At 39.2% G+C, this 21,337-nt stretch carries 18 protein-coding genes; 10 read left to right on the forward strand and 8 right to left on the reverse strand.

Going from position 1 to position 21,337, the window contains the following annotated elements; genetic code table 11:
- The first annotated feature begins 73 nt into the window (after positions 1-73).
- From O3636_RS07525 to O3636_RS07535, 3 genes are all read left to right on the forward strand, one after another.
- A complete protein-coding gene (locus O3636_RS07525; protein WP_371642435.1) occupies positions 74-718 on the forward strand; it encodes a DUF624 domain-containing protein in 645 nt (214 codons plus the stop codon).
- On the forward strand, positions 715-2,928 hold the full coding sequence (locus tag O3636_RS07530) for a TIM-barrel domain-containing protein (RefSeq protein ID WP_371642437.1): 2,214 nt from the start codon (positions 715-717) through the stop codon (positions 2,926-2,928). Before O3636_RS07525 ends, O3636_RS07530 begins: the two co-directional genes overlap by 4 nt.
- Before the next feature lie 438 nt (positions 2,929-3,366).
- Positions 3,367-4,776 (forward strand): peptide MFS transporter, encoded by a 1,410-nt coding sequence (locus tag O3636_RS07535; protein WP_371642491.1) that lies wholly within the window; start codon positions 3,367-3,369, stop codon positions 4,774-4,776.
- 379 nt (positions 4,777-5,155) lie between these two features.
- On the opposite strand, the gene O3636_RS07540 is transcribed toward O3636_RS07535, so the two are convergent.
- From O3636_RS07540 to O3636_RS07565, 6 genes are read right to left on the reverse strand one after another with little or no spacing between them, the layout of a single operon-like run.
- Positions 5,156-5,632: a glutathione peroxidase gene (locus tag O3636_RS07540; protein WP_371642438.1), complete on the reverse strand. Its 477-nt coding sequence runs from the start codon at positions 5,630-5,632 to the stop codon at positions 5,156-5,158.
- Positions 5,629-6,207 (reverse strand): DUF3278 domain-containing protein, encoded by a 579-nt coding sequence (locus O3636_RS07545; RefSeq protein ID WP_371642440.1) that lies wholly within the window; start codon positions 6,205-6,207, stop codon positions 5,629-5,631. The genes O3636_RS07540 and O3636_RS07545 overlap by 4 nt, the downstream gene beginning before the upstream one ends.
- A 12-nt stretch (positions 6,208-6,219) precedes the next feature.
- Positions 6,220-6,561 carry a hypothetical protein gene (locus O3636_RS07550; RefSeq protein WP_371642442.1) on the reverse strand — a complete coding sequence of 114 codons (342 nt, stop codon included), beginning with the start codon at positions 6,559-6,561 and terminating at the stop codon, positions 6,220-6,222.
- Between the two features lie 9 nt (positions 6,562-6,570).
- Positions 6,571-6,813, reverse strand: a complete 243-nt coding sequence (locus O3636_RS07555) for a hypothetical protein (RefSeq protein ID WP_000711735.1) — start codon at positions 6,811-6,813, stop codon at positions 6,571-6,573.
- 10 nt (positions 6,814-6,823) lie between these two features.
- Positions 6,824-7,366 carry a DUF3278 domain-containing protein gene (locus O3636_RS07560; RefSeq protein WP_371642444.1) on the reverse strand — a complete coding sequence of 181 codons (543 nt, stop codon included), beginning with the start codon at positions 7,364-7,366 and terminating at the stop codon, positions 6,824-6,826.
- Between the two features lie 15 nt (positions 7,367-7,381).
- Positions 7,382-7,576 carry a helix-turn-helix transcriptional regulator gene (locus tag O3636_RS07565; RefSeq protein ID WP_001082470.1) on the reverse strand — a complete coding sequence of 65 codons (195 nt, stop codon included), beginning with the start codon at positions 7,574-7,576 and terminating at the stop codon, positions 7,382-7,384.
- A 166-nt stretch (positions 7,577-7,742) separates the two neighbouring features.
- Between O3636_RS07565 and rsmH the strand changes: the two genes are divergently transcribed.
- From rsmH to O3636_RS07590, 5 genes are all read left to right on the forward strand, one after another.
- The gene (gene rsmH, locus O3636_RS07570; protein ID WP_000159402.1) at positions 7,743-8,693 is read left to right on the forward strand and encodes a 16S rRNA (cytosine(1402)-N(4))-methyltransferase RsmH; all 951 of its coding nucleotides are present in this window, start codon (positions 7,743-7,745) and stop codon (positions 8,691-8,693) included.
- 9 nt (positions 8,694-8,702) lie between these two features.
- On the forward strand, positions 8,703-9,020 hold the full coding sequence (gene ftsL / locus O3636_RS07575) for a cell division protein FtsL (protein WP_000227825.1): 318 nt from the start codon (positions 8,703-8,705) through the stop codon (positions 9,018-9,020).
- A 3-nt stretch (positions 9,021-9,023) separates the two neighbouring features.
- A complete protein-coding gene (pbp2X, locus tag O3636_RS07580) occupies positions 9,024-11,276 on the forward strand; it encodes a penicillin-binding protein PBP2X (protein WP_371642447.1) in 2,253 nt (750 codons plus the stop codon).
- A gap of 1 nt (position 11,277) precedes the next feature.
- A complete protein-coding gene (gene mraY, locus O3636_RS07585) occupies positions 11,278-12,258 on the forward strand; it encodes a phospho-N-acetylmuramoyl-pentapeptide-transferase (RefSeq protein ID WP_371642449.1) in 981 nt (326 codons plus the stop codon).
- 635 nt (positions 12,259-12,893) lie between these two features.
- Positions 12,894-14,999: an ATP-dependent Clp protease ATP-binding subunit gene (locus O3636_RS07590; protein ID WP_371642451.1), complete on the forward strand. Its 2,106-nt coding sequence runs from the start codon at positions 12,894-12,896 to the stop codon at positions 14,997-14,999.
- A gap of 165 nt (positions 15,000-15,164) precedes the next feature.
- Here the strand turns inward: O3636_RS07590 and O3636_RS07595 are convergent, their stop codons facing one another.
- Entirely contained in the window at positions 15,165-15,647 is a 483-nt protein-coding gene (locus tag O3636_RS07595; protein ID WP_371642453.1) for an S-ribosylhomocysteine lyase, read from the reverse strand.
- Between the two features lie 94 nt (positions 15,648-15,741).
- Positions 15,742-17,226, reverse strand: a complete 1,485-nt coding sequence (locus tag O3636_RS07600; protein WP_261066388.1) for a DUF1846 domain-containing protein — start codon at positions 17,224-17,226, stop codon at positions 15,742-15,744.
- Positions 17,227-17,378: 152 nt separating this feature from the next.
- On the opposite strand from O3636_RS07600, the gene O3636_RS07605 reads away from it, so the two are divergent.
- Complete coding sequence (locus tag O3636_RS07605; protein ID WP_371642455.1) at positions 17,379-18,986, forward strand: alpha-glucosidase; 1,608 nt, start codon at positions 17,379-17,381, stop codon at positions 18,984-18,986.
- Positions 18,987-19,182: 196 nt separating this feature from the next.
- A complete protein-coding gene (locus O3636_RS07610) occupies positions 19,183-21,141 on the forward strand; it encodes a peptide ABC transporter substrate-binding protein (protein ID WP_371642457.1) in 1,959 nt (652 codons plus the stop codon).
- Positions 21,142-21,337: the final 196 nt, after the last annotated feature.

Here is a 21,337-nt window from a genome sequence, read left to right on the forward strand (position 1 = left end):
TTAGGTAATATTTTTGTGCAACTGACATTCTAAAATATAGAGTTAAGACGATTGATTTTATGGAGAATATATTATGCAAAAATTATTTTCATTAGATGGAAAAGTGGTTAGAATTTTAACTTTTTTGACAGATTTAATTATTTTAAATACTCTATTTATTGTTAGTTGTATTCCAATAGTTACAATTGGGGCATCATTAACTTCTCTTACGACAATGTGGTATCGTATTTTAAAAGGTAAAGATACCGATATTGCTTATCATTATTTTCGGATCTTTAGACGAAATTTTAAACAGTCAACTTTTATTTGGTTGTTTATCCTCCTAATAGAATTACTTTTATATGTGAACTATTGTCTTTGGGGCTATTCAAGTTTATTTTCAGAGTATAGTTTATTGTTAGTGTTGCCCTTTTTATTTGTTATAATACTTTTGATGAGTGTTATTTTTCCCTATATTGGTCTATTTAAAGATAATCTAAAAAATAGTATTGTAAATAGCGTATTAATTTGTATGTTAAATCCAATACAAGCTATCATGTTGGTTTTATTTAATATTTCTGTACTGTATATGAGTTTTAGTAGTCCAGAACGAGTTTTAACAGCTATTTACGTATTTACATTTGGGGGATTTGCTTTTTGCGGATTGATGAATGTAACGATAACAAATAAAATGTTTGATAAGGTAAAGAAATTTACTAAAAGGAGGAAAACAAATTGAAAATTTTTAAGGGAGAGTTTTATCGAATCTCTGTATTAACAGACAAGCTAGTAAGGTTAGAATACTCTCAAACTGGAAGTTTTGAGGATAGAACGACACAACTTATCTATAATAGAGATTTTGGCCAAGTTTCGTTAGATTATATCGAGACATCAAACGTACTAGATATTATGACGGACTATTTCCATCTGCACTTTAATAAAGGAGAATTTAACGCCGAAAATTTATTTATAGAATTAAAAGGAAATTTTGCCGTATATGGTAGTCGCTGGTATTTTGGTGAATCTATTGAAACGTTAAAAGGAACAGCTCGGACTCTGGATAAGGCAGATGGAGCAATCTCATTAGAAGATGGAATTATTAGCCGAAATGGTATAGCCTTATTGGATGATTCTCAAGGATTTATTTGGGATGAACAGTCTGGTTATATTGAGAGAGAAAATCAAATTGACCTCTATTTCTTTGCCTATGGGCATGATTATAGAGGAGCAATCAGAGACTTTTACCATTTGACTGGTTCAACACCTTTGTTGCCAAGATATGCTTTAGGCAATTGGTGGAGTAGATATTGGCCTTATACGTCGGATGAATACTTGGATTTAATAGACAGATTTGAAACAGAGAACATTCCATTATCTATCGGTGTGTTAGATATGGATTGGCATATAACTGACATTCCAGCCCGTTTTGGAAGTGGGTGGACAGGATATAGTTGGAATAGAAACTTAATACCTAATCCAGAACAGTTATTGCAACAACTTCATGATAAAAAGTTAAAACTCTCTTTAAATGTCCATCCTGCTGATGGTATACGGGCTTATGAAGAAGCTTATCCTCGAGTCGCCAAACGATTGGGGTTAAATGTAGAACTAGAAGAACCTGCTATTTTTGATTTTTTTAATCCCTCTTTTAGAGAATCCTACTTTGAAGATGTTCATTATAAGCTAGAAAAGCAGGGAGTAGATTTTTGGTGGATTGACTGGCAACAAGGGACACAAGGCATGTTGGATCCACTGTGGCTTTTAAACCATTATCATTATCAGGATAGTTGTAAAAATGAAGAAGGTGGTTTGATTTTATCAAGATATGCAGGTCCTGGTAGTCATCGCTACCCTGTTGGTTTTTCAGGGGATACTATTATTAGTTGGAATTCCTTAAGATTTCAACCTTATTTTACAGCGACAGCATCAAATATCGGTTATAGTTGGTGGAGTCATGATATTGGTGGACACATGCTGGGGGATTATGACGAAGAGCTACAAACCAGATGGCTACAGTTTGGCGTTTTTAGTCCGATTACTCGATTACATAGTTCCAGAAGTCCCTTTAATAGTAAAGAACCTTGGTTTTTTTCAGAAACAACATCTAAGATTATGAAGAAATACCTTCGTTTGAGACATCAGATGATTCCATATCTATATACCATGAATGTAAAGACACACGAGGAAGGTGCCCCATTAATTAGCCCAATGTATTATTTCTACCCAGAGAATGATGAGAGCTATAATGTTCCAAATCAATACTTTTTTGGAACAGAACTGATGGTGGCTCCCATTGTAGAAAAGATGGATTTGGCATTCCAATCTGCAAAAGTGGATGTATGGTTCCCTGAAGGTGAATGGTATGACTTCTTTTCAGAGAAAAAATATACAGGTGGTGTGAAGTTGAGTGTTTATAGAGACATTTCGACTATGCCTGTGTTTGCAAAAAGTGGTGCAATCATTCCCCTGGTTGGTTCTGAGATAGATATGGGTGTTGAGTTACCTGAAGTTGTAGATTGGTATGTATTTCCAGGCAAACAACATTCTTTTGAAATGATTGAAGATCAAAATGGTCAAAGATATAAAACAAGATTATCAATCGATTGGGAAATGGGAATAGTAGAGTTGGCATTACAAGGAGATTCTAGTATCGTTCCAAGCAATAGAAAACATAGAATTCATTTTAAAGGAACGAATGTGTCTATAATTGAATTGCCAAATAAGAATGATACAGCTAGATTTGAATGTAAAGATAATAAAATACCATCTCTGAATGATGAAGTTTTTAGACTACTAAAGACAGCTTCTCTTCCATATGAATTAAAAGATAGATTGTTAAATCAATTCATCAATGCGAAAAATTCTCATGAGTTAATGAATATCTTGCATCATCAGGATAAGGAATTGAGAGGGCGTTTGTTGGAAATGATATTTACTAGCGAAAACTAATTGAGACATTTCGTACACAATTTCTATTATTTAATGTGTAATAGTTTTACATTTCTATGCTTATTGACTTGTATTTTAGTAATTACAAGTTTGGCATAGGGATGTTTTTTGTTTACTGAAGAGGAAAGGATAAGTATGTTTCAAGGTTTGAAACATTTTTTAACTAAACAGGAGCAAATTTTTAAAGGTGATTTTTCAAAGTAACTTCCACTTGCCTGACCGAAGTGGAAGTTAGTCTGAAATGGATTTTTATGATGGAATTAAGTATGAGATGTATGATTTTTTCAGAAAATTTTCTAAAACAAACAGGATTTGTTTGACATTTGTTTGAAAATTCTGTAAAATGAATTATTATATCGTTAAAGGAGAATATATATGGAAAAACAGAAAACATTTTTTGGACATCCTATGGGCTTGTCCACCCTCTTCTTTACAGAGATGTGGGAACGCTTTTCTTACTATGGGATGCGAGCTATCCTACTTTACTATATGTACTATAGTGTGCAAGATGGTGGGTTGGGGATGGATAAGACCACGGCTGCATCGGTTATGGCGATTTATGGCTCGCTGGTATTTTTGTCCTCGGTTGTCGGTGGTTTTGTCAGTGACCGTATTTTAGGAAGCCGTAAGACTGTCTTTTACGGTGGGATTTTGATTATGCTAGGGCATATTGCTTTGGCAACACCTTTTGGACAAGTGGCTCTCTATCTTTCTATTGCCTTGATTATCTTTGGAACTGGATTTTTAAAACCCAATATCTCAGATATGGTGGGGGGAATTTATGAGAAAGAGGATGATAGACGGGATGCAGGTTTTAGTATCTTTGTCTTTGGTATTAACTTAGGTGCCTTCGTTGCCCCTTATCTAGTAGGTTATCTAGGTCAGGAAGTCAATTTCCATCTAGGTTTCTCATTAGCTGCCGTTGGGATGTTCTTTGGTCTGGTGAAGTATGTTTTAGATGGGAAGAAATACCTGCCTGAATCAAGTCTTTACCCCACTGATCCCCTTTCACAGAAGGACCAGCAGACCTTGATTAAACGCTTGCTGATTACACTTGTCATGGTTATTCTCGTGGTTATAGGTTTAGTCTTTACTCACCAGTTTAACGTGGATATGATTGTTAATATCTTTACAGTGATTGCGGTAATCATTCCAATCTACTATTTCTTCAAAATTTTATCTAGTCAGAAAATAACTGCTACTGAGAGATCCCGAGTGTTTGCCTACATTCCTTTATTTATCGCTGGAGTACTCTTCTGGTCTATTGAGGAGCAGGGGTCTGTTGTTCTCGCTCTATTTGCGGATGATCAAACTCGACTTTACTTTAATGTATTTGGGAATCAGATTCATTTCCCATCTAGTTTCTTCCAAAGTATCAATCCACTTTTCATTATGATTTATGTGCCGATTTTTGCATGGTTGTGGGGAAAAATGGGTAAAAAGCAACCGTCCTCTTCTAAGAAATTTGCTTACGGTTTATTAGCAGCAGGTTTATCCTTCTTGTGGATGATGTTACCAGGGATGCTCTTTGGGACAGATGTTAAGGTCAGTCCTTTCTGGTTGATTATGAGTTGGGCTATTGTGATTGTGGGGGAAATGTTGATTTCGCCTATTGGTTTATCAGTCACTACTAAGCTAGCACCAAAATCCTTCCAAGCACAAATGATGTCTATCTGGTTCTTAAGTAACGCTGCTGCCCAAGCTATCAATGCTCAAATTGTAAAATTTTATACAAGCGAAACTGAAGTGGCTTACTATGGAATTGTTGGAGGAATTACGATTGTATTCGGTATTATCTTACTCTTCTACGTTCCACGTATTGAAAAACTAATGTCTGGTATCAAATAGAGAAAAACTGGAATTTCTGTAGGGATTCTAAAAGTTAGATCAATTATTTATTCAAAGGATTTAGTTCCGTATTGTATAGGGCTAGGTCCTTTTAGTTTGATTAATACTCATGATGTTTCTGATATTCCTAGTAGACATTTGTACACTTTTCTATTTAATACTCAATGAAAATCAAAGAGCAAACTAGGAAACTAGCCGCAGGTTGCTCAAAACACTGTTTTGAGGTTGTGGATAGAACTGACGAAGTCAGTAACCATATCTACGGCAAGGCGACGTTGACGTGGTTTGAAGAGATTTTCGAAGAGTATAAGTCAAAGCCCATCAAAAAATCTCACTATTCATTAGGCTAAAGGAAACCTAATCATAGTGAGATTGTGAATTATAGTAGGGTTTGTATGGTCTCTTCAATTTGTTTGGGGTCTGATTTGGAAGAGAAGCGTTCAAAGACCTGTCCATCACGACCGATGAGAAATTTAGCGAAATTCCATTCGATTCGTTTTCCCAGTGGGCCAGATTTCTGGTCTTTCAACCAAACATAGAGGGGATCTGCCTCCTTACCGTTGACCTTGATCTTGGCAAAACGTGGGAAAGTGGTTTGATAATGTAGGCTACAGAAGGTGTTGATTTCCTCTGCGCTGCCTGGTGCTTGTCCCATAAACTGATTGCAAGGGAAGTCTAAAATCTCAAAACCTTGGTCTTGATAGCGATCATAGAGTTCTTGAAGTCCTTGGTACTGGGGCGTTAAACCACATCCAGTAGCAGTGTTGACAACCAAGAGAATCTTACCACGATAGGCATCTAGTGAGGTTTCTTGATTGTCTTGCTTCAAGACTGAAAAATCGTATAGTGAAGTCATTGCTTGCTTTTCTCCTTCTGTTTGGTATTTTTAGGAGTTTTCTCCTCCTGTAGTGATAGAAATCCGTAGGTCAGAGTTCCAAAAATGCTACCGATAATCAGGCCGTACATTAGGAAAGGACCACTTTTATCAAATTGCATGAGCAACTTCGCAAAATCTGAAAGGGACATCTGCTGAACGAAGACTTTATGAAAGATGAGTAGGGTAAAGAGGCCAATCTGAAGACCGATAAACACAACCCAGCTTCGAAATTTGATTTGGGCTTTGCTGTAGGTTTTGAGGATGATTTCTGACTTGTCATCTTTTTCCAGATGGAGTTCTTTGACGGCTCTCTGAGTTTTTAAAGTAATGAAAAAAATGAGTCCAGAGTAAACGTAGGGCATGGCATAGCGAACGACCTCTATGAAGCGTCCAAATAATAGATAAAACAAGAAGAGAAAGAAGGAAGAATAAACGATTTGGACCATGGAACGGGCACAAGCCTTATAGATAATTTCTTGCCGGCATTCATCAAAAGGACCCTGAATGTGAAAGAGATTTCGAAGTAGGCGAATGGTTAAGTCTTCTTTTTTCATGCTAGTAACCTCCTAAATGAGCGGTTTTTGATTGACTTCTTTAACGAGTTGATAGAGATAATAAAGATAAGTGATAGAAGAAATGCTAGCGATAGTCAGCAGTAAATAATAATTCCAATTGCCTGAGACGAGCATTAGTTGTAGAAAAGATAGAATCATAAAGTATAGTGCTAAGTTAAGTGTGCGCGTTTTTGGGGAGTCAATCTTTAGATAAGTCAGTCCTTTATTAAGCCCTGGAAAAAAGACTAGCACGAGGAATATCTCTCTGATTGGCAAGTCCCCTGAAATGATGATGAAGATGAGCAGAGAACTGAACAAAAGATGATAGGTAAGTAAAGTTAGTAATGATTTCATAGGTACCTCCTAATCCTGGTCTTTTTTAGCTCTTGCAATACGAAGTGAGTCGACAATATGTATCATCACTCCGAAAAAGAAAGCTCCCAGTATAGTTTTAAAAATATGTTTTGTATTTAGAAGAGAACTGATAAAATTTGGATTTTCACTTGTTAGGGTATCAATGGGTGGAATTATAAAAAATATTATTGTTCCATAAATCGAACCTGCTTTCAGACCAGGATAACGTAACTGTTTCTTTTCTTTTTTCATGAGTTTCCTCCTAATCCTCATCTTGATTTTTCTTAGTTTTTGCAATGCGACGGGAGATGATAATTTGTATAATCACTCCGAAGAAGAAAGACTGGAGAATACTTGAAAAAATATTTTTAAAAGCGAGAAGTGACTGAAGATAGTCCTGACTCTCACCTAGCAGTATATGGAGAAGAGGGCTTGAAAAAAAACTCATTAATCCATAGAGTAGACCTGCTTTAAGACCTGGGTAATGTAGTTGCTTACTTTCTTTCTCACTCAGCATATCTGGATCAATAGCTGTAATCCCTGTTTTTTGCATTTGGTATGTGAGATATCCAGCAACGATGAGGGCAATCACTAAAATCAGAGGAGGATAGACTAGAGCCACTAGTTGAGGATATTTATAGGCCAGAACGAGCGGAATAAGATTTCCGAAAATCATCAGATAAAAAAGGAAGATAAAGACTTGGTTACCTATACGGTCTGCCTCGCGTCGTTTGTATTCGTCAAGTGGATCAGAAATACCGTATGTGCGCTTGATGAGTTTTTCAGTGAAGGTTTCTTTTTTCATGTGTTGGCTCCTTTTTTAAAAATCATCCTCCCAAAAGAGACTGTTGAGGTCAGTTTGGAGGCTGCGGGCGAGATTGAGACAGAGTTCCAGAGTTGGGTTGTACTTGTCGTTCTCAATCATGTTGATGGTCTGTCTCGAGACACCGATATCCTTGGCGAGCTCGAGCTGGGAAATGCCCAGTTCCTTGCGAAATTCTTTCACACGATTCATCTGTTCTCCTTTCTGATTTGTGTCGTATATATTTGACTACATTATATTCTTCTATAGAGCGAATGTCAAGCATATTTGACATATTTCTTAAAGAAATCTTACTTGTTTTTGGCCTATTTGTCTGACTAGTGCAAGCTAGTCAGATTTGTGGTAAAATAGATAAGATATGACAAAAGAATTTCATCATGTAACGGTCTTACTCCACGAGACGATTGATATGCTCGACGTAAAGCCTGACGGTATCTACGTTGATGCGACTTTGGGTGGAGCAGGCCATAGCGAATATTTATTAAGTAAATTAAGTGAAAAAGGCCATCTCTATGCCTTTGACCAAGACCAGAATGCCATTGACAATGCGCAAAAACGCTTGGCACCTTACATTGAAAAGGGAATGGTGACTTTTATCAAGGATAACTTCCGTCATTTACAGGCACGTTTGCGCGAAGCTGGTGTTCAGGAAATTGATGGAATTTGTTATGACTTGGGAGTGTCTAGTCCTCAGTTGGATCAGCGTGAGCGTGGTTTTTCTTATAAAAAGGATGCACCATTGGACATGCGGATGAATCAGGATGCTAGTCTGACAGCCTATGAAGTGGTAAACCACTATGACTATCATGACTTGGTTCGTATTTTCTTCAAGTATGGTGAGGACAAATTCTCTAAACAGATTGCGCGTAAGATTGAACAAGCACGTGAAGTGAAGCCAATCGAGACAACGACTGAGTTAGCAGAAATTATCAAGTCGGCCAAACCTGCCAAGGAGCTCAAGAAGAAGGGTCATCCTGCCAAGCAGATTTTCCAGGCTATTCGAATTGAAGTAAATGATGAACTGGGAGCGGCAGATGAATCCATTCAGCAGGCTATGGAGATGTTGGCTCTAGATGGTAGAATTTCAGTGATTACCTTTCATTCACTAGAAGACCGCTTGACCAAGCAATTATTCAAGGAAGCTTCAACGGTGGAAGTTCCAAAAGGTTTGCCTTTCATCCCAGATGATCTCAAGCCCAAGATGGAATTGGTATCCCGTAAGCCAATCTTGCCAAGTGCAGAAGAATTAGAAGCCAATAACCGCTCGCACTCAGCTAAGTTGCGCGTGGCCAGAAAAATTCACAAGTAAGAGGAAAAAATGGTAGATAAAAAAGAAACAACCAGTCAATTCTTGCAGAGTCGTATAAAAAAATTCTCCCGTGTGGAGAAGGCTTTTTATCTTTCCATTGCGTTTACAGCTCTCGTTTTGGCGCTTAGTATTATCTTTATGCAGACTCGACTCCTACAAGTACAAAATGATTTGACAAAAATCAATGCGCAGATAGAGGAGAAGAAGACAGAGTTGGATGATGCCAAACAAGAGGTAAATGAATTGTTGAGGGCAGAACGCTTGAAAGAAATCGCAAATTCTAAGGACTTAAAATTGAATAACGAGAATATTCGATCAGCGGAGTAAGATATGAAGTGGACAAAAAGAATAACCCGATTTGCGATTAGAAACCGTAAATCTCCAGCAGAAAACCGTAAAATAGTGGGGAAGTACATCAGCTTGTTAGCTGTCGTACTTTTCGCTGTCTTTTTGGTCAATTTTGCTGTTATTATCGGAAGTGGTAGTAAATTTGGAACGGATCTAGTCAAAGAGGCTAAGAAAGTTCACCAAATAACTCGTACAGTCCCTGCCAAACGTGGGACTATTTATGACCGAAATGGAGTCCCGATTGCTGAGGACGCAACCTCCTATAATGTCTATGCTGTCATTGATAAAAAATACAAATCAGCAACGGGAAAAATTCTTTATGTAGAAGATGCCCAGTTTAATAAGGTAGCAGAGGTTTTCCATAAGTATCTGGATATGGACGAGACTTATGTTAAAGAACAATTGTCTCAACCGAATCTGACCCAAGTTTCTTTTGGTGCAAAAGGAAATGGGATTACCTATGCCAATATGATGGCTATTAAAAAGGATTTGAAAGACGCTAGTGTTGAAGGAATTGACTTTACAACTAGCCCAAACAGAAGCTATCCAAATGGACAATTTGCCTCTAGTTTTATTGGTTTAGCCCAACTCCATGAAAATGAGGATGGTAGCAAGAGTTTGCTGGGAACTTCTGGAATGGAGAGTTCCTTGAACAGTATTCTTGCAGGGACAGACGGCATTATTACCTATGAAAAGGATCGTCTGGGTAATATTGTACCCGGAACAGAACAAGTTTCCCAGCAAACGGTGGATGGTAAGGATATTTACACAACCATTTCCAGCCCCCTCCAGTCCTTTATGGAAACCCAGATGGATGCTTTTCAAGAGAAGGTAAAAGGAAAGTATATGACAGCGACTTTGGTCAGTGCTAAAACGGGAGAGATACTCGCAACGACGCAACGACCGACCTTTGATGCAGATACAAAAGAAGGCATTACAGAGGACTTTGTTTGGCGTGATATTCTTTATCAAAGTAACTATGAACCAGGATCAGCCATGAAGGTCATGACGTTAGCTTCTTCTATTGATAACAATACCTTCCCAGGTGGAGAATACTTCAATAGCAGCGAATTAAAAATAGCGGATGTGACGACTCGAGATTGGGACGTTAATGAAGGTTTGACCGTCGGTGGTATGATGACTTTTTCTCAAGGTTTTGCACACTCAAGTAACGTTGGGATGACCCTCCTTGAGCAAAAGATGGGAGATGCTACCTGGCTTGATTATCTTAATCGTTTTAAATTTGGTGTTCCGACCCGTTTCGGTTTGACGGATGAGTATGCTGGGCAACTTCCTGCGGATAATATTGTCAACATTGCGCAAAGCTCATTTGGACAAGGGATTTCAGTGACCCAGACGCAAATGATTCGTGCCTTTACCGCTATTGCTAATGACGGTGTCATGCTGGAGCCTAAATTTATTAGTGCCATTTATGATCCAAATGATCAAACTGCTCGGAAATCTCAAAAAGAAATTGTGGGAAATCCTGTTTCTAAAGATGCAGCTAGTCTAACTCGTACTAACATGGTTTTGGTAGGGACGGATCCGGTTTATGGAACCATGTATAACCACAGCACAGGCAAGCCAACTGTAACTGTTCCTGGGCAAAATGTAGCCCTCAAGTCTGGTACGGCTCAGATTGCTGACGAGAAAAATGGTGGTTATCTAGTCGGGTTAACCAACTATATTTTCTCGGCTGTATCGATGAATCCGGCTGAAAATCCTGATTTTATCTTGTATGTGACGGTCCAACAACCTGAACATTATTTAGGTATTCAGTTGGGAGAATTTGCCAATCCTATCTTGGAGCGGGCTTCAGCTATGAAAGACTCTCTCAATCTTCAAACAACAGCTAAAGCTTTGGAGCAAGTAAGTCAACAAAGTCCTTATCCTATGCCTAGTGTCAAGGATATTTCACCTGGTGATTTAGCAGAAGAATTACGTCGCAATCTTGTACAACCTATCGTTGTGGGAACAGGAACGAAGATTAAAAACAGTTCTGCTGAAGAAGGGAAGAATCTTGCCCCGAATCAGCAAGTCCTGATCTTATCTGATAAGGCAGAGGAAGTTCCAGACATGTATGGCTGGACAAAAGCGACTGCTGAGACCTTTGCTAAGTGGCTCAATATAGAACTTGAATTTGAAGGTTCGGGCTCTACTGTGCAGAAGCAAGATGTTCGTGCTAATACAGCCATCAAGGACATTAAAAAAATTACATTAACTTTAGGAGACTAATATGTTTATTTCCATCAGTGCTGGAATTGTGACATTTTTACTAACTTTAGTAGGAATTCCGGCCTTTATCCAATTTTATAGAAAGGCGCAAATTACAGGCCAGCAGATGCATGAGGATGTCAAACAGCATCAGGCAAAAGCTGGGACTCCTACAATGGGAGGTTTGGTTTTCTTAATTACTTCTGTTTTGATTGCTTTCTTTTTTGCCCTATTTAGTAGCCAATTCAGCAATAATGTAGGAATGATTTTGTTTATCTTGGTCTTGTATGGCTTGGTCGGATTTTTAGATGACTTTCTCAAGGTTTTTCGCAAAATCAATGAGGGGCTTAATCCTAAGCAAAAATTAGCTCTTCAGCTTTTAGGTGGAGTTATCTTCTATCTTTTCTATGAGCGTGGGGGCGATATCCTGTCTGTATTTGGTTATCCAGTTCATTTGGGATTTTTCTATATTTTCTTTGCTCTTTTCTGGCTAGTCGGTTTTTCAAATGCAGTCAACTTGACAGACGGCATTGACGGTCTGGCTAGTATTTCCGTTGTGATTAGTTTGTCTGCCTATGGAGTTATTGCCTATGTGCAAGGTCAGATGGATATCCTACTAGTGATTCTGGCCATGATTGGTGGTTTGCTTGGGTTCTTTGTCTTTAACCATAAGCCTGCTAAGGTCTTTATGGGAGATGTGGGAAGTTTAGCTCTTGGTGGAATGCTGGCAGCTATTTCAATGGCTCTCCACCAAGAATGGACTCTCTTGATTATCGGAATTATTTATGTCTTTGAAACAACTTCGGTCATGATGCAAGTCAGCTATTTCAAACTGACAGGTGGTAAACGTATTTTCCGTATGACGCCTGTGCATCACCATTTTGAGCTTGGAGGATTGTCTGGTAAAGGAAATCCTTGGAGCGAGTGGAAGGTTGATTTCTTCTTTTGGGGAGTGGGGCTTCTAGCAAGTCTCCTGACCCTAGCAATTTTGTATTTGATGTAAGAATGGCACCCTGATGTTTCAGGGTGTTTTTGCTTTTTTAAAAATATTGGTCAATTAAAGTCAAATCCATTGACCTTTTCTGACTAATGTAGTATATTATGAACGTAAGGTAAATGAAAGCCTTACTAGAACACTTATACTCAATGAAAATCAACGAGCAAACTAGGAAGTGCTCAAAACACTGTTTTGAGGTTACAGATAGAACTGATGTGGTTTGAAGAGATTTTCGAAGAGTATAAAAAACATTGGTCAATCAAAGTCAAATCTCTTGACCTTTTCTGACTAATGTAGTATATTATGAACGTAAGGTAAATGAAAGCCTTACGTGAACACTTATCCTTAATGAAAATCAAAGAGCAAACTAAGAAGTGCTCAAAACACTGTTTTGAGGTTACAGATAGAACTAATGTGATTTGAAGAGATTTTCGAAGAGTATTATTTAAAGTAAAATAGAAAGAGGTGGGGTCTATGTTTAATCTAGAAATATTCAGAAGTAAAGATAGTCTACTCCTGCTTGAAAAAGAAAAACCAGAAATAGTACGTAGAGTAGCAATCTAGCTAGTCTAAATTTTTTAAAATAAAGATCAAAGATAGTCAATGTCAGTGATAATAAATAACAAAAAGAGGTAAAGAATATGAATAACAACTTTAATAATTTTAACAACATGGATGATTTATTTAACCAATTGATGGGTGGTATGCGAGGATATAGTTCTGAAAATCGACGTTACTTGATTAATGGACGTGAAGTGACACCTGAGGAATTTGCTCACTATCGTGCGACTGGTCAATTACCAGGAAATGCAGAAGTTGATGGAAAAATGCCACAACAGGCATCAGGTATGAAACAAGACGGTGTGCTTGCTAAACTAGGTCGTAACTTGACAGCAGAAGCTCGTGAAGGCAAGTTGGATCCTGTTATCGGACGAAACAAGGAAATTCAAGAAACATCTGAAATCCTCTCACGCCGTACCAAGAACAATCCTGTTTTGGTCGGAGATGCAGGCGTTGGTAAGACAGCCGTTGTCGAAGGCTTGGCACAAGCCATTGTGAACGGTGATGTTCCAGCTGCTATTAAGAACAAGGAAATTATTTCCATTGATATCTCAGGCCTTGAGGCTGGGACCCAATACCGTGGTAGCTTTGAAGAAAACGTTCAAAATCTAGTAAATGAAGTAAAAGAAGCAGGGAATATTATCCTCTTCTTTGATGAAATTCACCAAATTCTTGGTGCTGGTAGCACAGGTGATGGTCAAGGGTCTAAAGGTCTTGCTGATATCTTGAAACCAGCTCTTTCACGTGGAGAATTGACAGTGATTGGCGCAACGACTCAAGATGAATACCGTAATACTATCTTGAAAAATGCAGCCCTTGCTCGTCGTTTCAACGAAGTCAAGGTAAATGCTCCTTCAGCAGAGGATACTTTTAAAATCCTTCAAGGAATTCGTGATCTTTATCAACAACACCACAATGTCATCTTGCCAGATGAAGTTTTGAAAGCAGCAGTAGATTATTCTGTTCAATACATTCCTCAACGTAGCTTGCCAGATAAGGCTATCGACCTTGTCGATGTAACGGCGGCTCACTTAGCAGCTCAGCATCCTGTAACAGATGTGCATGCTGTTGAACGTGAAATTGAGGCAGAAAAAGACAAGCAAGAAAAAGCTGTTGAGGCAGAAGATTTTGAAGCAGCTCTAAACTATAAAACACGCATTGCAGAATTGGAAAAGAAAATCGAAAATCACACAGAAGATATGAAAGTGACTGCAAGTGTCAACGATGTGGCTGAATCTGTAGAGCGAATGACGGGTATTCCAGTCTCACAAATGGGAGCATCAGACATCGAACGTTTGAAAGATATGGGTCATCGTTTGCAGACGAAAGTTATTGGTCAAGATAAGGCCGTTGAAGCAGTAGCAAAAGCTATCCGTCGTAACCGTGCTGGTTTTGATGAAGGTAACCGTCCAATCGGTAGCTTCCTCTTTGTAGGTCCTACTGGTGTTGGTAAGACTGAACTTGCTAAACAATTGGCTCTAGATATGTTTGGAACCAAGGACGCAATCATCCGTTTGGATATGTCTGAATACAGTGACCGCACAGCCGTTTCTAAGCTAATTGGTACAACAGCAGGTTATGTGGGTTATGATGACAATAGCAATACCTTGACAGAACGTGTTCGTCGCAATCCTTACTCTATCATTCTTTTGGATGAGATTGAAAAGGCTGATCCTCAAGTCATTACCCTTCTCCTCCAAGTCTTGGATGATGGTCGTTTGACAGATGGTCAAGGAAATACAGTAAACTTCAAGAACACTGTCATTATCGCAACATCAAATGCTGGATTTGGCTATGAAGCCAACTTAACAGAAGATGCGGATAAACCAGAATTGATGAACCGCTTGAAACCATTTTTCCGTCCAGAATTCCTCAACCGCTTTAACGCAGTTATTGAGTTCTCACACTTGACTAAGGAAGACCTTTCTAAGATTGTGGACTTGATGTTGGCTGAAGTCAACCAAACCTTGGCTAAGAAAGACATTGATTTGTCAGTCAGTCAAGCGGCTAAGGACTATATCACAGAAGAAGGCTATGACGAAGTCATGGGTGTTCGTCCTCTCCGTCGCGTGGTTGAACAAGAAATTCGTGATAAGGTGACAGACTTCCACTTGGATCATTTAGATGCTAAACATCTGGAAGCAGATATGGAAGATGGTGTTTTGGTCATTCGAGAAAAAGCCTAATACTCTTCGAAAATCAAATTCAAACCACGTCAGCTTCACCTTGCCGTACTTAAGTACAGCCTGCGGCTAGCTTTCTAGTTTGCTCTTTGATTTTCATTGAGTATAAGACAAAATTTTGAGAATAAAAAAGAAGGAGCCAGCTGAAAAGCCGGTTCCTTTTTGTGTTTAGATCACATGACGCTCAAAGGCATCATCTGAAATTCCTTGTTCCAAGATGAGTTTTGCCCATTCTTTGGCAGAAAAGAGGCTGTGGTCCTTGTAGTTTCCGCAAGATTCGATGGTTGTTCCAGGAACATCTTCCCAAGTAGTAGTCTCAGCGATTTCCTTGAGCGAATCCTTGATAACGGCCGCGATTTCGGCACTAGTGTGGCGCCCCCACATAATCATGTGGAAGCCTGTACGGCAACCAAATGGTGAACAGTCAATCATGCCGTCGATGCGGGTACGGATGAGTTTTGCCAAGAGGTGCTCGATAGTGTGAAGACCAGCAGTAGGGATAGAGTCTTCGTTTGGTTGCACCAAGCGAATATCAAAGTTGGAGATAACGTCTCCCTTTGGCCCGGCTTCTTCCCCAATCAAGCGAACATAGGGTGCTTTAACAATAGTGTGGTCAAGTTCAAAACTTTCAACAATAACTTCTTTTGACATGGTAAATCCTTTCAGTTTTCTTCTTTCATTATAACATAAAGCTGGCTCTTGAGACAGAGAGAAAACCTCTCCGAGGGTGGAGAGGTTCGAAGCTTTACTTACGATACAAGCGGTCGTATTGGTAGTATGGGTCAAAGGTTACATTGATACCTAGTTTACGAAGGACATTCTTGTCTTCATCGGTCAAGATGATGGTTGAGTGGGCTTCGCTTCCTTTGAGGTTGCCAAGTTCTTCCATAGCGCGAGCAGCGTCAGGATTTTCTGTAGCTGTGATAGCCAGTGCAATCAAAATTTCATTTGAATGAAGGCGTGGATTGCGGCTACCCAGATGATCGATTTTAAGACCTTGGATTGGCTTGACAACTTCTGGTTCGATTAGTTTTACTTCTTTAGCAATGTCAGCTGATTTCTTGATGGCGTTGATAAGAGCAGCGGCTGTAGGGCCAAAGAGTTCTGAGTTTTTACCAGTCACTATTTCCCCATTTGGTAATTCAAGGGCTAGGGCTGGTCCGCCAGTTTCTTCTGCTTTCTGACGGGCAACGACAGCAACCTTACGGTCTGCAGGTGTGATACCGAGGTCGTTCATAAGCAACTCGATTTTCTTGACAGCTGCTTCACCAACTTTCTCTGCTTTGAAATCAAGAACAGTCTGATAGTAACGGCGGATGATTTCTTGTTTAGAGGCTTCAATAGCAGCCTCATTATCTGTAATAGCGAAACCAACCATGTTGACACCCATATCAGTCGGAGAAGCGTATGGAGACTCTCCTAGAATGCGTTCCAACATGCGCTTGAGCACTGGGAAAATCTCGATATCACGGTTGTAGTTGACAGTGGTTTCTCCATAGGTTTGAAGATGGAAGGGGTCAATCATGTTGACATCATCAAGGTCAGCTGTGGCAGCTTCATAAGCCAAGTTAACTGGATGATGAAGGGGAAGATTCCAAACTGGGAAGGTTTCAAATTTAGCGTAGCCAGACTTGATGCCATTGATTTGGTCGTGGTACATATTGGACATACAAGTTGCCAATTTTCCAGAACCAGGTCCAGGAGCAGTTACGACGATCAAGTTGCGACTGGTTTTGATGTAATCATTTTTCCCCATACCTTCAGGGGAAATAATGTGATCCATATCCGTCGGATATCCTTTGATTGGATAATGAAGATAAGAATCAATCCTATTTTTCTCAAGCTGGTTGCGAAAGGCATCTGCAGCAGGTTGGCCAGCGTATTGTGTAATGACAACGGAGCCAACAAAAATTCCTAATTCATTGAATTTGTCAATCAAACGAAGAACTTCTTGGTCATAAGAAATGCCCAAGTCACCACGTGCCTTGGAATGCTCGATGTTGCTCGCATTAATAGCAATCACAACCTCAACCTGCTCTTTCAATTCTTGCAAGAGTTTGATTTTGTTGTCAGGTTCATAACCAGGAAGGACACGAGCGGCGTGGAAATCTTCTAACATTTTGCCACCAAACTCCAAGTAGAGCTTGCCGTCAAATTGGTTAATGCGCTCCAAAATGTGGTCGCGTTGTAGATTCAAATATTGTTCAGAACTAAAAGCTTGTTTTTTCATTTTTTTACCTCTGACCTCTATTATAATAAAAAATTGGCAGTTAGGAAACTATGGACTTAAAAAAGGAATCAAAAAGATTAGGCAAACGCTTGCATAAAATTTTAAAAAGCGCTATCATAGACTACAGATTATTAAAATAATGAGGTAAGAAGATGCAAGAAAAATGGTGGCACAATGCCGTAGTCTATCAAGTTTATCCTAAGAGCTTTATGGATAGCAACGGAGATGGAATTGGCGATTTGCCAGGAGTTACCAGTAAGTTAGACTATCTAGCCAAGCTAGGAATCACAGCGATTTGGCTTTCTCCTGTTTATGACAGTCCTATGGATGATAATGGATATGATATTGCTGATTATCAAGCGATTGCAGCTATTTTCGGGACCATGGAGGATATGGACCAACTAATCGCTGAAGCTAAGAAACGTGATATTCGTATCATCATGGACTTGGTGGTCAATCATACCTCAGATGAGCATGCTTGGTTTGTCGAGGCATGTGAAAATTCTGATAGCCCTGAGCGAGACTACTATATCTGGCGGGATGAACCTAACGACCTAGATTCTATCTTTAGTGGTTCTGCTTGGGAATACGATGAAAAATCAGGTCAATACTATCTCCACTTTTTCAGTAAGAAACAGCCCGATCTCAACTGGGAAAATGAAAAACTTCGTCAGAAAATTTATGAGATGATGAACTTCTGGATTGATAAAGGCATTGGCGGTTTCCGTATGGATGTTATTGATATGATTGGGAAAATTCCTGACGAGAAAGTAGTCAATAATGGTCCTATGCTCCACCCTTATCTCAAGGAGATGAATCAGGCCACTTTTGGCGATAAGAATCTCTTGACAGTAGGGGAGACTTGGGGAGCAACGCCAGAGATTGCCAAGCTCTACTCTGATCCAAAGGGGCAAGAATTGTCTATGGTCTTCCATTTTGAACATATCGGTCTTCAGTATCAGGAAGGTCAGCCTAAGTGGCACTATCAAAAAGAACTGAATATTCCTAAGTTAAAAGAAATCTTCAACAAATGGCAGACAGAGTTAGGCGTTGAGGACGGCTGGAATTCACTCTTTTGGAACAATCATGACCTCCCTCGTATCGTCTCAATCTGGGGAAATGACCAAGAATACCGAGAAAAATCTGCCAAAGCCTTTGCAATTTTACTTCATCTCATGAGAGGGACACCTTATATTTACCAAGGTGAGGAAATTGGGATGACCAACTATCCCTTTGAAACACTGGACCAAGTAGAAGATATTGAATCCCTCAACTATGCGTGTGAAGCTCTTGAAAAAGGCGTTCCGATGGAAGAAATCATGGACAGTATCCGTGTCATTGGACGTGATAATGCCCGTACCCCAATGCAATGGGACGAGAGCAAAAATGCTGGTTTCTCAACAGGTCAACCTTGGTTAGCAGTGAATCCAAACTATCAAGTAATCAATGTTCAGGAAGCGCTGGCAAATCCAGATTCGATTTTCTATACCTATCAGAAGCTGGTTCAAATCCGTAAGGAAAATAGCTGGCTGATTCGAGCTGACTTTGAACTATTGGAAACGGCTGACAAGGTTTTTGCCTATATCCGTAAGGACGGTGACCGTCGTTTCTTAGTTGTGGCTAACTTGTCCAATGAAGAGCAAGACTTGACCGTAGAAGGAAACGTCAAATCGGTCTTAATTGAAAACACCGTGGCTCAAGAAGTTTTTGAAAAACAAATCTTAGCTCCATGGGATGCTTTCTGTGTGGAATTACTATAAATGTTTTTTACAGAAAAATTTAAAATTGAAATCGTATAAAAACAAGGGAGGACTGTATGAAAGACAGAAATCCTTTGTTTTTTTATAACCAAGATTTATAAACTTTCATTCTCGAAATTCAATTAACTTTACAAATCCTGGCTATTTTGGTAAAATAAACTTATGTTATAAAAACTAACATAAAGGAGAAAAGAAGATGAATACAAAAAAGCGTGTCCTTAGTACAGGCCTGACTTTTGCGGCTGCTTTGCTTTTAGCCGCTTGCGGTCAATCAGGTTCAGATACAAAAACTTACTCATCAACCTTTAGTGGAAATCCAACTACATTTAATTACTTATTAGATTATTACGCTGACAATACAGCTATTATTACTAACCTAGTTGATGGTTTGCTTGAAAATGACAATCATGGAAACCTAGTTCCATCTTTGGCAGAAGACTGGTCTGTTTCAAGCGACGGTCTAACTTATACCTACAAATTGAGAAAAGATGCCAAATGGTTCACAGCTGATGGTGAAGAGTACGCCCCAGTCAAGGCACAGGATTTTGTGACAGGTATCAAGTATGCAGTGGATAATAAATCACAGGCACTTGACTTGATTCAAAACTCGATCAAGGGCTTGAATGATTATATTACAGGAGCGGATTCTGACTTTTCTAAGGTTGGAGTGAAGGCCATCGACGACCAGACTGTTGAGTATACTTTGGCACGCCCAGAACCGTACTGGAACTCAAAAACAACGAACAGTATTCTTTTCCCAGTAAATGAAGAGTTTCTAAATTCAAAAGGGAAAGATTTTGGGACTCTATCTCCAAATAGCATTCTCTACAGTGGACCTTATTTGTTAAAAGACTTCACATCAAAATCATCGATCGAGTATGTGAAGAATCCGCATTACTATGATCATGACAAAGTATCGATTGAACACGTGAAATTGGCTTACTTTGATGGCTCAGACCAAGAATTGACCATCCGTAACTTTGAAAGTGGAGCTTATTCTATCGCTGGGGTTTATCCAAATAGTTCTAACTTCGCCAAGACCAAGGAGAAATATAAGGATAATATCGTCTATAGCTTGCAGGACAAGACTTCTTGGTATTTCAATTTCAATGTCAATCGTAAGGCTTACAATCACACTGCTAAAACGACAGATGAGCAGAAGAAGTCAACTGAGACAGCTGTTTTGAACAAAAACTTCCGCCAAGCGGTGAACTTTGCCTTGGACCGCACAGCCTATTCTGCTCAGTCAAATGGGGAAGAAGCGGCTAGCAAGACTCTTCGTAACACCCTAGTACCTCCTACATTTGTCCAAGTTGGAGACAAGACCTTTGGAGAAGTAGTCGCTTCTAAATTGGTCAACTACGGAACAGAATGGTCAGGTATTAACTTGGCAGATGCTCAAGATGCCTATTTCAACAAAGAAAAAGCCCAAGCAAAATTTGCGGAAGCTAAAAAAGAATTGGCAAGTCAAGGTGTGACCTTCCCAATTCACTTGGATGTGGCAGTTGATCAGACGAATAAGAATGCTGTGACAGGTATGAACTCTGTAAAACAGACTCTTGAATCAGTTTTGGGTGCTGATAATATTGTCATTGATGTTCAACAACTTTCAACAGATGATTTTAATAACGTAGCCTTCTTAGCACCAACACCAGCTGATCGTGACTATGATTTGAACTTTGATGGTTGGGTAGGTGACTACCAAGATCCGTCAACTTATCTCAATCCTTTCAATGCAGAGGATGGATTCTACCTCAAAATTTTTGGTCTAGATGCTCAAGAAGATAAAGCTAAGATTGCTAGCTTGGGGCTTGATACTTACACCAAGATGCTCAAAGATGCAGATAGTGAAAATAAAGATGTAACCAAACGCTATGAAAAATACGCTGAAGCTCAAGCTTGGATGATTGACAATTCTCTAATCATGTCAGCTATGTCAAATGGTGGAACAGCATCTGTAACCAAAGTAACACCATTTACAAGAGGCTATTCACTAGTCGGCATCAAGGGTGACGGAAATAACTACAAGTACATGAAACTGCAAAAAGATACTGTTACAACTAAACAGTATGAAGAAGCCAAAACTAAATGGGAGCAAGAAAGCAAAAAAGCAATCGAAAAAGCTCAAAAAGAAGCAGAAAAACATGTTAAATAATGATGAGCAGTTCTATTGGATGATTTTTATAAAGTCGTCCTAATAGAACTGTTTTTTGCTGTATGGGCTAGTAGTTATCTGGCTGTGTTGAAAATTGTATAGTAGATTGAAATAAGATGTGAACAAATCGATTAGGAAAGTCAAATTAATGTATAGAAATATTTTAGCAGTCGTGGTGTACTATTCTTGATTCAAT

The sequence above is a fragment of the Streptococcus sp. 27098_8_76 genome (genome assembly GCF_041432315.1).
GTDB lineage: Bacteria > Bacillota > Bacilli > Lactobacillales > Streptococcaceae > Streptococcus.

Bases quoted from the DNA above. Each gene is read 5' to 3' on its own strand.
- mraY (WP_371642449.1), top strand. From the start codon at position 11,278: ATGTTTATTTCCATCAGTGCTGGAATTGTGACATTTTTACTAACTTTA.
- O3636_RS07545 (WP_371642440.1), bottom strand. From the start codon at position 6,207: ATGAAAAAAGAAGACTTAACCATTCGCCTACTTCGAAATCTCTTTCAC.
- O3636_RS07540 (WP_371642438.1), bottom strand. From the start codon at position 5,632: ATGACTTCACTATACGATTTTTCAGTCTTGAAGCAAGACAATCAAGAA.
- O3636_RS07590 (WP_371642451.1), top strand. From the start codon at position 12,894: ATGAATAACAACTTTAATAATTTTAACAACATGGATGATTTATTTAAC.
- O3636_RS07600 (WP_261066388.1), bottom strand. From the start codon at position 17,226: ATGAAAAAACAAGCTTTTAGTTCTGAACAATATTTGAATCTACAACGC.
- O3636_RS07565 (WP_001082470.1), bottom strand. From the start codon at position 7,576: ATGAATCGTGTGAAAGAATTTCGCAAGGAACTGGGCATTTCCCAGCTC.
- O3636_RS07595 (WP_371642453.1), bottom strand. From the start codon at position 15,647: ATGTCAAAAGAAGTTATTGTTGAAAGTTTTGAACTTGACCACACTATT.
- O3636_RS07610 (WP_371642457.1), top strand. From the start codon at position 19,183: ATGAATACAAAAAAGCGTGTCCTTAGTACAGGCCTGACTTTTGCGGCT.
- rsmH (WP_000159402.1), top strand. From the start codon at position 7,743: ATGACAAAAGAATTTCATCATGTAACGGTCTTACTCCACGAGACGATT.
- O3636_RS07525 (WP_371642435.1), top strand. From the start codon at position 74: ATGCAAAAATTATTTTCATTAGATGGAAAAGTGGTTAGAATTTTAACT.
- O3636_RS07605 (WP_371642455.1), top strand. From the start codon at position 17,379: ATGCAAGAAAAATGGTGGCACAATGCCGTAGTCTATCAAGTTTATCCT.
- ftsL (WP_000227825.1), top strand. From the start codon at position 8,703: ATGGTAGATAAAAAAGAAACAACCAGTCAATTCTTGCAGAGTCGTATA.
- O3636_RS07555 (WP_000711735.1), bottom strand. From the start codon at position 6,813: ATGAAAAAAGAAAAGAAACAGTTACGTTATCCTGGTCTGAAAGCAGGT.
- O3636_RS07550 (WP_371642442.1), bottom strand. From the start codon at position 6,561: ATGAAATCATTACTAACTTTACTTACCTATCATCTTTTGTTCAGTTCT.
- O3636_RS07535 (WP_371642491.1), top strand. From the start codon at position 3,367: ATGTGGGAACGCTTTTCTTACTATGGGATGCGAGCTATCCTACTTTAC.
- O3636_RS07560 (WP_371642444.1), bottom strand. From the start codon at position 7,366: ATGAAAAAAGAAACCTTCACTGAAAAACTCATCAAGCGCACATACGGT.
- pbp2X (WP_371642447.1), top strand. From the start codon at position 9,024: ATGAAGTGGACAAAAAGAATAACCCGATTTGCGATTAGAAACCGTAAA.